Source organism: Amycolatopsis acididurans, assembly GCF_012328925.1.
In the GTDB taxonomy this organism is placed as follows: Bacteria; Actinomycetota; Actinomycetes; order Mycobacteriales; family Pseudonocardiaceae; genus Amycolatopsis_E; species Amycolatopsis_E acididurans.
Genome location: NZ_JAAXLS010000009.1, coordinates 229,088 through 241,189 on the forward strand (window position 1 = coordinate 229,088; position 12,102 = coordinate 241,189).

A 12,102-nucleotide genomic window follows, 5' to 3' on the forward strand; every position below is an offset into this window, starting at 1 on the left:
TCACCTCTCGCCGTCGACGCGTCGCGGCAGCTGCCACGGGTTCGCTTCCCGCAACGGCGGGGGAAGCAGGGCGTCGGGGAAGCCCTGCCAGGCCACCGGGCGCAGGAAACGCTCGATGGCGGCGGTGCCGACCGACGTCGTGGTGGGCGCGGTGGTGGCCGGGTACGGACCACCGTGCTGCTGCGCCCAGCTCACGGTAACGCCCGTCGGCCAGTCGTTCCACAACAGCCGCCCCGCGATCCGGGTGAGCGCGGGCATGATCGCCCGGAGGTCCTCGGCCTCGGACTCCTCGCCGTGCACGGTCGCGGTCAGGCCCGGCTCGAGCTCCCCGAGCAGTTCCCGCAGTTCGTCCTGCCCGGAGTAGGTGACCACGATCGACGTCGGGCCGAAGCACTCCGAGCGCACGATTTCACCGGCCTTGCGGAAGTCCACGCCCCGCACGGTCAGCAGCGCCGGCTCGAATCCGGCTTCCTCGGGCGCGGCGAGCACCGTCACCGACGGCTCCGCACGCAGCCGTGCGGTGCTCTGCTGGTAGCCGTTCGCGATGCGGTCGTTGAGCATCGGCTGCGCCGACACCGCCCGCACCGCCTCGCGCAGCGCGTCGTCGAGGCCGTGGCCCTCCGGCAGGAAGAGCAGGCCCGGTTTGGTGCAGAACTGCCCGGCGCCCAGCGTGAACGAGCCGACGTAGCCCTTGGCCACCTCGGCGCCACGCGCCTTGACCGCCCCCGGCGTGACGACGACGGGATTGACGCTGCCCAGCTCGCCGTAGAACGGGATCGGCGTCGGCCGCGCCACGGCGATGTCGAACAGCGCGCGCCCGCCGGGCACCGATCCGGTGAAGGCCGCCGCGAGGACACGCGGGTCCTTCAGCGCCTCGACTCCGGCGTCGACCCCGGAGATGACGTCGAAGATCCCCTCCGGTGCGCCGGCGCCGACGAGCGCCTCGCGCACGATCCGGCCGGTGCGTTCGGACAGTTCGGGGTGACCGGGGTGCGCCTTCAGCACGACCGGGCAGCCCGCGGCGAGCGCCGAGGCGGTGTCCCCGCCGGCGACGCTGAACGCGAACGGGAAGTTGCTGGCGGCGAACACCAGCACCGGGCCGATCGGCACGACGGTGCGGCGGATGTCCGGGCGCGGGCCCATCGGCCAGTCCGGATCGGCGTGATCGATCGTCGCGCCGAGGAAGGCGCCGTCGCGCAGCACGTCGCCGAACAGGCGCAGCTGGAACGTGGTGCGGGCGAGTTCGCCGCGCAGCCGCGGCGCTTCGGGCAGGTGTGTTTCCTGCGCGGCGAGCGGGATCAGCTCCGCCGCGGCGGCGTCGAGGGCATCCGCCGCGGCGGCGAGCCACCCGGCCCGCTGGGCGGGCGTCGTCTCCGCGAGCCGGGGCGCGGCGGCCGCCGCCGCGGCGAGCACCCGGTTCAGTTCGCTCGACTGGGTATCCATATTTCCCTTCCTTGTTCACATACATGAACATGATCCCGTATCTTGAATACTATTCGTCGCCAGGAACACGGGTCAACGGAGGACGTATGCCGGAGGTGGCCGAGCAGTCCGGGGTGAAGTCCGCGCGGCGCACGGTGGAGCTGCTGGAGGCGTTCGCGGTGCGGGACGCGTGGCTGTCGTTGTCGGAGCTGCACACGATCACCGGTATCCCGCGGTCGAGCCTGCACGGGCTGCTGCGCACGCTGACCGAGGCGGGATGGCTGGAGGCGGACGCCGCCGCGACGCGGTACCGGCTCGGCATGCGCGCGTTGTTGTGCGGCACGGCCTACCTGGACCGCGATCCGGCGATGCGGTTCGCGCGGGAGACACTGGAGGATCTGCGGGAGCGCACGGGGTTCACGGCGCACTACGCGCGGCGGGACGGCGGGCAGATCGTGTACCTGGAGACACGGGAATCGCGGAACGCGAAACGCTCCGTGTCGCGGGTGGGGCGCGCACTGCCCGCGTACTCGACGGCGCTGGGCAAGGCGCTGCTGGCGGAGCTGACGCAGGACGAGATCGCGGCGCTGTATCCGGAGCGGCTGATCTCGCTGACGCCGAACACCCTCACCTCGGTGGCGGCCCTGCGGCAGGAATGCGACACCATCCGCCGGCGCGGTTTCGCGACCGAGGTCGAGGAAAGCACCGCGGGACTGCGGTGCGTGGCGGCGGTGGTGCCCTACCGCATTCCCGGCACGGACGCGCTCAGCTGCGCGATCCCGGTGGACGAGGTGACCGACGCCGAAGCAGTCACACTGGGCGAGATCCTGGCCGAGACGGCGGCGAACCTGGGCCGCCGCCTGCGGCACGCGGGAATTCGCTGACCGCTACCAGCGGCCCAGCCACTCCGCGAAGAACCCGCCCAGCGGCTCCCCCGCGTGCGCTTCGGCGTGCGCGACGAAATCCGCCGTGGTCACCGCGCCGTGCCGCCACACGGTCGCCCACGAGCGCAGCATGGCGAAGAACCGCTCGTCGCCCACGCGGCCTCGCAACGCGTGCAGCGTCAGCGCGCCCCGCTTGTACACCGGCGGATCGAACAGGTGCGCCACACCCGGGTCGCCGATCGGGAACGCGGAACCGGGCACCCGCGCGCCCCACTCCCGGACCAGCTCGGCCACGCCCGGGCCGCCGGATTCCTGCGACCACAGCCATTCGGCGTAGGTCGCGAATCCCTCGTTGAGCCAGATGTCCTGCCACCGCGCGATGGTGAGGCTGTTACCGAACCACTGGTGCGCCAGCTCGTGCGCCACCAGCCGCTCGAAACCACACCGGCCGTCGACGTGGTTCGCCCCGAAGATGGCCATGCCCTGCGCCTCGATCGGGTCCTCGAGATCGTCGTCGGTCACCACCACGACGTACTCACCGAACGGGTAGGGCCCGAACAGCCGCTCGAAGCAGGCCATCATCTCCGGCTGGCGGCCGAAATCGGCGGACGCCTTGTCCCGCAGCCGCCGCGGCACCGCGACGCGCTGTGCCACCGGGCCGGGCAACGGCAGTTCGTCGTACCGTCCGATCTGGACACTCATCAGGTAGGTCGAGGTCGGCTCGCGGCGCTGGAAGACCCACGTCGTCGCGCTCGCGCCCGCCTGCCGCGACACCAGATCACCGGTGACGAGGACCCGATAGGCCGAGGACGTGGTCACCGCGACCGTGTAGGACGCCTTGTCCCCCGGCCGGTCGTTGCACGGGAACCACGACGGGGCCCCGATCGGCTGGCTCGCCACGAGCGCGCCGTCGGTGAGCTCGTCCCAGCCGATGTCGCCCCACCGGCCGCCGACCGGGCGCGGATTGCCCGAGTACCGGACCTCGACGGCGAACTCCGCGCCCTCCGCGAGCGGCCGCGCCGGTTTGACCGTCATCCGGTGCCCGCGGCGGGCGAACTTGGCGGCACGACCGTCGACCCGGACCGCACTCACCTTGAAGCCGGACAGATCGAGCGTGAACCGCGACAGCTGCCGGCGCGCGACGGCGGTGAGCACCGCGTGCGCGGACAGCCGGTTCGGCACGATCTTGTAGTCCAGGCGCAGGTCGTAGCGGGCGACGTGATACGTCTCGTCGCCGTGGTCGGGGAGGTAGCTCAAGCCCGGCGCCCCCAGGACGCGATCGGATTGCCCAGCCACCGCGAGTCGGCGGGCACCGCGTCGCCCCTGGTCACCAGCGAACCGGGGCCGACCGTCGTGCGCGCGCCGATGCCGGCACCGGGCAGCACGATGCCGTGCGGCCCGAGTGTCGCGCCTTCGGCCAGCGTCACCTCGCTCATGCTCATGATCCGATCATGGAACAGGTGCGTCTGCACGACACAGCCGCGGTTGATGGTCGCGCCGTCGCCGAGGGTCACCAGGTCCGACTCGGGCAGCCAGTACGTCTCCAGCCACACGCCGCGCCCGATGCGCGCGCCCATCGCACGCAGCCAGGCAGGCAGCAGCGGCGTGCCGCCCAGCGAGCCGACCAGCCACGGCACCGCGAGCGTCTCGACGAACGTGTCGGCCAGCTCGTTGCGCCACACGAACGAACTCCACAGTGGACGCTCCACGGCACGGAACCGGCCGGCCAGCAGCCACTTCATCACCACGGCGAGCAGTGCGGCGGCCACACCGGCAGACGCCAGCACGGCACCGGAAAGCAGCGCCGCGGCCCACAGCCCGGCCGCCGACCACACCGCCGCCAGCGCGGCGAGCACCAGCACCGCGAGCGCGGCCCCGCACATCACCGGCACGATCCGGCACACCTCGACCGCGGCACGGGCCACCTTCAGCCGCAGCGGCGGCTGGTAGGTGCGGCTCGCGTCGCCGGACTCCACCGTGCGACGCAACGGCATCGGCGGCATGCCCAGGTACGACGAGCCCTTCTTCGCCTTGCGCGGCGTCGAGGACAGCACCCCGACGAGCCCGCCCTTGGGCACCGCGCGACCGGGCGCGGTCATTCCCGAGTTGCCGAGGAAGGCCTGCTTTCCGATGCGGGCGCGGGCCACGTGCAGCCAGCCGTGGCCCAGTTCGTAGGTGGCGACCATGGTGTCGTCGGCGAGGAACGCGCCGTTGTCCACTTTGGTCATCTTCGGCAGCGCGAGCACCGTGGACGCCTCCACGTCCCGCCCGATCCTGGCCCCGAGCAGCCGCAGCCACACCGGCGTGAACAGGCTGGCGTACAACGGGAACAGCGCGGTGCGAGCCATGTCCATCAGGCGTTCGGTCGCCCACACCTGCCACGCGATCCGGCCGTGCACCGGGTGGTAGCCCTCCCGCATGCCGATGCCGAGCGCACGCACACCGGCCAGGATCAGCAGTGCGTAGGTCAGGAAGTAGACGACGGTGGCCGCCGGCACCGCCAGCAGGGCGCGGCCGAGCGAGGGCGCCCCGGCGATCGACGCGGCGACCACGGCGATACCGGGCAGCGCCGCGATCGCGGGCAGCAAGCCCAGTACCTGCGAGGTCGCGCCGTAGGCGAAGGCCCACAACCGGGACCGCCGCGGGCTGCCCGAGGGCCACCGCAACGCGTCCTTGCCGTCCCGCTGGGCGGGCGAACCGGCCCAGCGCTGGCCCGCGGGCACCGCGCCGGTCACCGTGGAACCCGCCGCGATCTCGGCGCCCTTGCCGATCCGGGCGCCGGGGAACAGCGTGCTGCGCGCCCCTACCCGCGCGCCGGCGCCGACCCGGATCTTGCCGATGTGCACGACGTCGCCGTCCACCCAGTACCCGGAGAGATCGACCTCGGGCTCGATCGCCGCGCCGCGGCCGAGTTTGAGCAGCCCGGTGACCGGCGGCGGCGAGTGCAGGTCGACGTCCTTGCCGATCTTCGCGCCGAGCGCCTTCGCGTAGTGCGTCATCCACGACGCGCCGGACACCTCGCCGGCACCACTGAACTCGGCCAGCTTCTCGGCGGTCCACAGTCGCAAGTGGACGCGGCCACCGCGCGGGTACCTCCCCGGCCGCACCCCGCGCAGCAGCAGCCGCGCACCGGCGGCGGAGATCGCGATGCGTCCGGCCGGGCTGAACAGCACGAACCAGGCCACCACCAGACCCCACCACGGCACCGAAGGGGCCCACGCCACGCCGAACAGCGAGCCCGCCGTAGACAGCGCCGCGAGAATCGTCGTCCAGCGCAAGCCGACGAGCGTCAGCAGCGGCAGCATCAGCACCGTCTGCGCGACGCCGGTTCGCCGCGGCACCGGCTTGACCTCGCGCCGCGCCGTCTCGGTGGCGTCCAGCCCGTCCAGCAGCGCCGCGAGCGCACCGAGCGCCGGGTTCTGGTAGATGTCGCTGACGGAGACCTGGGGGTGGCGGGTCCGGATCCTGGCGATCAGCTGGGCGGCGGTCAGGCTGCCGCCGCCGTGCGTGAAGAAGTCGGCGTCGGGATCACCGACCGATACGCCAAGGATCTCCGCCCAGCCCTCCGCGAGCCAGGCCTCCGTCGGCGACAGTTCATGGGCGCCTGCGGATTCCACTGTGGACAGTGGCCAGGGCAGGGCCGCGCGGTCCACCTTGCCGGAGGTGCGGGTCGGCAGGCCGGCCACGACCGCGAGCAGCGGCACCAGCGCGGCGGGCAGCTTCTCGCGCAGCAGCGCGGACGCGGCGTCGGTGTCCAACTCGCCGGAGGGCACGACGTAACCGACGAGAATCTGGTTGCCCGCCGCGGTTTCGCGGATCGCGGCCGCGCCACCGGCCACCCCGGGAAGTGCTTGCAGGGCGGCGTCGACCTCACCGAGTTCGATGCGGCGGCCGCCGAGCTTGACCTGCTCGTCGGCCCGGCCGAGGAACACCAGCCCTTCGGCCTCGGCGCGCACCAGATCGCCGCTGCGGTAGGCGCGCTGCCAGCCCAGCGCGGGCAGCGGGGCGAACTTTTCCGCGTCCTTGACCGGATCGAGGTAGCGCGCGAGCCCGGCGCCCCCGATCACCAGCTGGCCGCTCTCCCCCATCGCGACCGGTTCGCCCTGCTCGTCGACCACCGCGAGCTGCCAGCCCAGCAAGGGAAGCCCGATCCGGACCGGTTCTTCTCCGGTCAGCTGCGCGGCGCACGCGACGACGGTCGCCTCGGTCGGGCCATAGGTGTTCCACACCTCGCGACCCTCGACGGCGACGCGTTCGGCCAGTTCCGGTGGGCAGGCCTCGCCGCCGAAGATGAGCAGCCGCACCTCTTCCAGCGCGTCGGCGGGCCACAGCGCGGCCAGCGTCGGCACCGTCGAGACGATCGTGATGCGCTGCGCGATCAGCCACGGCCCGAGGTCGACCCCGGTGCGCACGAGCGCGCGCGGCGCGGGCACCAGACACGCGCCGTGCCGCCACGCCAGCCACATTTCCTCGCAGGAGGCGTCGAACGCGACCGACAGCCCCGCCAGCACGCGGTCGCCGGGGCCGATGGGCTCGTCGCGCAGGAACAGTTCGGCCTCGGCGTCCACAAAGGCCGCCGCGGCGGCGTGCGTGACCGCGACGCCCTTCGGTTTCCCGGTGGACCCGGAGGTGAAGATGATCCATGCGTCGTCGCCGGGAGCGGGCAGCCCGGGATGCTCGCCGGGCGGGAGGCACTGGGTCAGCTGCCCGCCGTCGGTGAGCACGGCGCACACCCGGGCCTCGCCGAAGACCAGTTCGGCGCGTTCGGCCGGATCGTCGGCGTCGACCGGAACGTAGGCGGCACCGGCGGCCAGCACGCCGAGGATCGCGACGTACAGCTCGGCGGTACCCGAGGAGATGCGCACGCCCACCCGGTCGCCGACGCCGATCCCGGCCGCGGCGAGGCGCGTGCGCAGCGCGTCCACCTCGTCGGCGAGCTTGCGGTAGCTGAGCACGCGCTCGCCGTCGTCGATCGCGTCGGCGCCGGGGTGCCGTTCGGCCGTGGCGGCGAGCACGTCCAGCAAAGTGCGTTCGCTCGCCGCGAGCCCCGACCAGAACAGCGCGCGGGGCCTGCTGTCAACCGCGGGTGTCGCCATCGCGGGGGCAGACATCAACCGGTCACTCACCTTCCGGAGCCAGGGGGGCCTGCTCTCGAAACGGTGAGGGGCCCGGTGCGACCGATCAGCTTACCGGAAGGTGAACCCGACGTTGCGGTGAGGTCACTTAACCTTCTTGCCCTTGGGCTTCTTTTCCCGCACCCGCACGTTGATGCGCACCGGGGAACCCTCGAACCCGAAGCGTTCCCGGAACTTGCGCTCGATGAACCGCCGGTAGCCCGCCTCCAGAAAGCCCGTGGTGAACAACACCAGCGTCGGCGGGCGGATGGCCGCCTGCGTCGCGAACAGCACCTTCGGCTGCTTGCCGCCCCGCACGGGCGGCGGGGTGGCCGCGACCAGGTCCGACAGCCAGCCGTTGAGCTGGCCGGTCGGCACGCGCTGGTCCCACGACTCGAGCGCGGTGCGCAGCGCCGGGGCGAGTTTGCGCACCGAACGGCCGGTCAGCGCGGAGATGTTCACCCGCTCCGCCCACGGCACCCGCACCAGCCCGCGGTCCAGTTCCTTCTCCAGCTGGTAGCGCCGGTCCTCGTCGACGAGGTCCCACTTGTTGAACGCCAGCACGCACGCGCGGCCCGCCTCGACCACCATCGTCAGCACCCGCAGGTCCTGTTCGGACAGTGGTTCGGCCGCGTCCAGCAACACGATCACGACCTCGGAGGCGTCGATCGCCGCCTTGGTGCGCAGGGACGCGTAGTACTCGGTGCCGTTCGCGGTGTGCACGCGCTTGCGCAGGCCCGCGGTGTCGACGAAGCGCCACAACTGCCCGTCCAGCTCGACCATCGAGTCCACCGGGTCCACCGTGGTGCCGGCGACCGAGTCGACGACCGCGCGCTGTTCCCCGGTGAGCTTGTTGAGCAGGCTGGACTTGCCGACGTTCGGCTTGCCGACCAGCGCCACCCGGCGCGGTCCCGCGGTGGGCGTGCCTTCGCGCGGCGCGTCCGGCAGCGCCTCCACGATCTTGTCGAGCAGGTCACCCGAGCTGCGGCCGTGCAGCGCACTGACCGGCTGCGGCTCGCCGAGCCCCAGCGACCACAGCGACGCGACCTCCGCCATCAGCCGCTGGTCGTCCACCTTGTTCGCGGCCAGGATCACCGGACGCTTCGAGCGCCGCAGCACCTTCGCGACCGCCTCGTCGGTGGTCGTGGCGCCCACCGAGGCGTCCACCACGAGCAGCACGGCGTCCGAAGTGGACATCGCCAGCTCGGCCTGTGCCGCGATCGCGCCCTGCAGGCCGCTCGCGCCGGGCTCCCAGCCACCGGTGTCCACGATCGTGAACCGGCGGCCGTTCCACAGCGCGTCGTAGGCGATGCGGTCCCTGGTCACGCCCGGGGTGTCCTGCACGACCGCCTCCCGGCGGCCGAGGATGCGGTTCACCAGCGTCGACTTGCCCACGTTGGGGCGGCCGACGACGGCCAGCACCGGCTGACTCAGCTGGGCTTCCTCCGCCTCCTGGCCACCGTCCACTCCGGCGTCGAGCGCGGCGAACTCCGCCTCGTCGGACCAGGTGCCGTCTACCTCAGTCATAACTTCGCTTTCTCGAATTGGGCGCGCCGCTCGTCCAGCGTGCGCACCAGGGCCGCCAACTCGGCCCGCAGTTTCTCGGTGGCGGCTTCCAGCCCGGCCCGGCCCTTGCCGACCTCGAGCGGGAACGGGTCCCCCACCAGCACGTCCACCCTCGGGCGGAACCGGCGCTGGCGATCCGCGGGGCGCCGGGTGCCGCGCACCGCCACCGGCAGCACCAGCGCGTCCGACCCGCGCAGCAGGAACGCCGCGCCGCGCTCGGCGCTGGCCACGTCGCCCTCGCCCCTGGTGCCTTCCGGGAAGACCCCGACTAGGCCGCCGTCCCGCAGGATCTTGCCGAGGGTGAGCAGCGGCGCCCGGTCCGGTGCGCCCCGCCGGACCGGCACCTGGCCGATCCGGCGGAGAAACCACCCCATCGCCCCGGTGAACATCTCCTCCTTGACGAGGAACACCGAGCGGCGCGGCAACATTCCGAAGATGAGCTGCGGCTCGACCATCGAGCTGTGGTTGGCGATCAGCAGCACCGGGCCGGTCCTGGGCACCCGCTCCAGCCCGTCGATGCGGATCCGGAACGCCGGGCGGAAGCACACGCGCCCGATCGCCCTGCCGAAGTCGTGCAGCAGGCCGCTGGCGCCCTCGGGAAGTCCCGCCGAGCTCACCGCGTGGCCTCCGCGGCGCAGTCGCTGAGCAGCCCGCGCCTGCCCGCCAGCTCCACCAGCGCGACCAGGACCTGGTCGATGTCCAGTTCGGAGGTGTCCAGGTGCACCGCGTCCTCGGCCGCGCGCAGCGGCGAGGCCGCGCGGCCCGAGTCCAGCCGGTCGCGGCGGTTGACCGCGGCCAGCGTGTCGGCGTGCGTCACCTGGCGTCCGGCCGCGCTGTCCTGCGCGCCGCGCCGCGACGCACGCACCTCCGCCGACGCCGTGAGGAAGACCTTGAGCCGGGAGTCCGGTGCGACGACGGTGCCGATGTCGCGGCCCTCGACCACGATCCCGCCGACCTCGTCGAGCACATCGTCGATGATCCGGCGCTGCCGGGCCACCAGCAGCTCGCGCACCTCGGGCACGGCCGAGACCGGCGACACGGCGTGGCTGACCTCCGGGCCGCGGATCTCGGCGGCCACGTCCTGCCCCGCGAGCGCGACGGCGGGCCGCCCTGGGCTCGTGCCGATCGTGAACACCGCCTGCCGCGCGATCGCGGTGACCGCCGCGGCGTCCGCCGGATCGGCACCCGCGCGCAGCACGGCCAGGGTCACGACCCGGTACATCGCCCCGGTGTCGAGGTAGCCGGCACTCAGGCGCTCGGCGAGCTTGCGTGCGACCGTCGTCTTGCCCGTGCCCGACGGACCGTCCAGCGCGACCACGCCTCGTAGGGCTCCCGCCACCGGTGCTCTCCTTAGTGCCTCGCCGAAGTCGTGCCTGCCGGTGCTCCATTCTGCCTGGCAGGCCAGGGCGTGGCCGCACCGGGCCGAACCGGGCAAACCGGTAACGTGAGCGGACGTGAACGTTGAAGTGACTCCCCTGCCCGGCATCGGGGTCCGCAAGGATTTCGCCCTCCGCAGCGGAAGGCGTGTCGGCGTGGTCACCCATCGTGACGGGCAGATAGAGCTGATCGTGTCCAAATCCGACGATCCGGACGCCTGCCTGGCCTCGCTGCCACTGACCGCGGACGAGGCGGGCGCGCTGGCCAACCTCCTCGGCGCGCCGCAGCTGGTCGCGCAGCTGACCGAGGAGCACCGGGAGCTTCCCGGTATCCAGACGCGGCAGCTGCCGATCAAGCCGAACGCGCCGTTCGACGGCAGAACGCTCGGCGACACCGCGTTGCGCACCCGGACCGGTGTGTCCGTCGTGGCGGTCATGCGGGCGGGCCAGGTCCATCCCTCGCCCACGCCGGACTTCACGTTCACCGCCGGCGACGTGCTGGTGGCCGTCGGCACCTCCGAAGGTCTGGAGAATGCCCTGAAGATCCTGAAAAACGGCTGAGCCTATGGATCACACCGCACTCTCCTTGATCGAACTCGGCGGCGTCTTCTTCTTCCTCGGCGTGCTCGGCAGGCTCGCCGGCAAGATCGGGATGTCCCCCATCCCGCTGTACCTGCTGGGCGGGCTCGCCTTCGGCCAGGGCGGCCTGATCCCGCTCGGCGACATCGGCGACTTCACGCACCTGGCCAGCGAGATCGGCGTCGTGCTGCTGCTGTTGCTGCTGGGCCTGGAGTACTCCGCGGCGGAGCTGTTCACCGGGCTGAAACGGTCCTGGATGGCCGGCCTGCTCGACATCGTGCTCAACGCGGCACCCGGCGTGCTGGTCGCGCTGATCCTGGGCTGGGGCCCGGTCGGCGCGATGGTCATGGGCGGGGTCACCTACATCTCCTCGTCCGGGATCATCGCGAAGGTGCTCGGTGACCTGGGCAGGCTCGGTAACCGCGAAACCCCGGTCGTGCTCTCGATCCTGGTGTTCGAGGACCTCGCGATGGCCCTGTACCTGCCGATCCTGACGGCGGTGCTCGGCGGCGTGAGCTTCCTCGGCGGGCTCGAAGCCGTGGGCATCTCGCTGCTGGTGATCACCGTGGTGCTGGTGATCGCGCTCAAATTCGGCCGGTACGTCTCGGCGCTGGTGGACTCCCCCGACCGCGAGGTGTTCCTGCTCAGGGTGCTCGGCGCGGCGCTGCTCGTGGCGGGGCTCGCCTCGGCGATGCAGGTCTCCGCGGCGGTCGGCGCCTTCCTGCTCGGCATCGCGATCTCCGGCTCGACGGCCGAGAACGCCGCGCACATGCTCGAACCGCTGCGCGATCTGTTCGCGGCCGTGTTCTTCGTGGTCTTCGGGCTCAACACCAACCCGGCCTCGATCCCGCCCGTGCTGGGCTGGGCCGTGGTGCTCGCCGTGGCGACGACGGTGACGAAGCTGGCCACCGGCTGGTGGGCGGCGCGCAGGCAGCGCATCGGCCGGCTCGGCCGCGCCCGCGCCGGTGCGGCGCTGGTGGCACGGGGCGAGTTCTCGATCGTCATCGCGGGCCTGGCGGTGACCGCGGGCGCGGCGACCGACGAGCTGTCCGCACTGGCCACCGCCTACGTCCTGCTGATGGCGATCATCGGCCCGGTCGCGGCACGCATCGTCGAACCGGTGGCCCGCACCCTGCAACGCAAAACCCCCCAAACAGAACC

The 12,102-nt window shown here is 72.4% G+C and carries 9 protein-coding genes; 3 read left to right on the forward strand and 6 right to left on the reverse strand.

Features of this window, described 5'->3' with window-relative positions; translation table 11 throughout:
* Complete coding sequence (locus HFP15_RS16690) at positions 1 to 1,443, reverse strand: aldehyde dehydrogenase (NADP(+)) (RefSeq protein WP_168516477.1); 1,443 nt, start codon at positions 1,441 to 1,443, stop codon at positions 1 to 3.
* 86 nt (positions 1,444 to 1,529) lie between these two features.
* On the opposite strand from HFP15_RS16690, the gene HFP15_RS16695 reads away from it, so the two are divergent.
* On the forward strand, positions 1,530 to 2,306 hold the full coding sequence (locus HFP15_RS16695; RefSeq protein WP_246271745.1) for an IclR family transcriptional regulator: 777 nt from the start codon (positions 1,530 to 1,532) through the stop codon (positions 2,304 to 2,306).
* A 3-nt stretch (positions 2,307 to 2,309) separates the two neighbouring features.
* Here the strand turns inward: HFP15_RS16695 and HFP15_RS16700 are convergent, their stop codons facing one another.
* The 5 genes from HFP15_RS16700 to cmk all read right to left on the reverse strand — a co-directional run bounded on the left by HFP15_RS16700 (position 2,310) and on the right by cmk (position 10,304).
* Entirely contained in the window at positions 2,310 to 3,563 is a 1,254-nt protein-coding gene (locus tag HFP15_RS16700) for a M1 family metallopeptidase (RefSeq protein WP_246271746.1), read from the reverse strand.
* Positions 3,560 to 7,417 carry a Pls/PosA family non-ribosomal peptide synthetase gene (locus tag HFP15_RS16705; protein WP_168516481.1) on the reverse strand — a complete coding sequence of 1,286 codons (3,858 nt, stop codon included), beginning with the start codon at positions 7,415 to 7,417 and terminating at the stop codon, positions 3,560 to 3,562. The genes HFP15_RS16700 and HFP15_RS16705 overlap by 4 nt, the downstream gene beginning before the upstream one ends.
* A gap of 108 nt (positions 7,418 to 7,525) precedes the next feature.
* A complete protein-coding gene (gene der / locus HFP15_RS16710; RefSeq protein WP_168516483.1) occupies positions 7,526 to 8,947 on the reverse strand; it encodes a ribosome biogenesis GTPase Der in 1,422 nt (473 codons plus the stop codon).
* Positions 8,944 to 9,603 carry a lysophospholipid acyltransferase family protein gene (locus HFP15_RS16715; RefSeq protein ID WP_168516485.1) on the reverse strand — a complete coding sequence of 220 codons (660 nt, stop codon included), beginning with the start codon at positions 9,601 to 9,603 and terminating at the stop codon, positions 8,944 to 8,946. The genes der and HFP15_RS16715 overlap by 4 nt, the downstream gene beginning before the upstream one ends.
* A complete protein-coding gene (cmk, locus tag HFP15_RS16720; protein WP_168516539.1) occupies positions 9,600 to 10,304 on the reverse strand; it encodes a (d)CMP kinase in 705 nt (234 codons plus the stop codon). The genes HFP15_RS16715 and cmk overlap by 4 nt, the downstream gene beginning before the upstream one ends.
* Before the next feature lie 136 nt (positions 10,305 to 10,440).
* On the opposite strand from cmk, the gene HFP15_RS16725 reads away from it, so the two are divergent.
* Positions 10,441 to 10,923 (forward strand): cation:proton antiporter regulatory subunit, encoded by a 483-nt coding sequence (locus HFP15_RS16725; RefSeq protein WP_168516487.1) that lies wholly within the window; start codon positions 10,441 to 10,443, stop codon positions 10,921 to 10,923.
* Between the two features lie 4 nt (positions 10,924 to 10,927).
* Positions 10,928 to 12,102 (forward strand): cation:proton antiporter (locus HFP15_RS16730; RefSeq protein WP_168516489.1); only part of this gene is annotated, 1,175 nt, incomplete at its 3' end.

Excerpts from the sequence above, each read along its gene's own strand:
- HFP15_RS16690 (WP_168516477.1), bottom strand. The coding sequence starts at position 1,443 with ATGGATACCCAGTCGAGCGAACTGAACCGGGTGCTCGCCGCGGCGGCG.
- HFP15_RS16695 (WP_246271745.1), top strand. The coding sequence starts at position 1,530 with ATGCCGGAGGTGGCCGAGCAGTCCGGGGTGAAGTCCGCGCGGCGCACG.
- HFP15_RS16705 (WP_168516481.1), bottom strand. The coding sequence starts at position 7,417 with ATGTCTGCCCCCGCGATGGCGACACCCGCGGTTGACAGCAGGCCCCGC.
- der (WP_168516483.1), bottom strand. The coding sequence starts at position 8,947 with ATGACTGAGGTAGACGGCACCTGGTCCGACGAGGCGGAGTTCGCCGCG.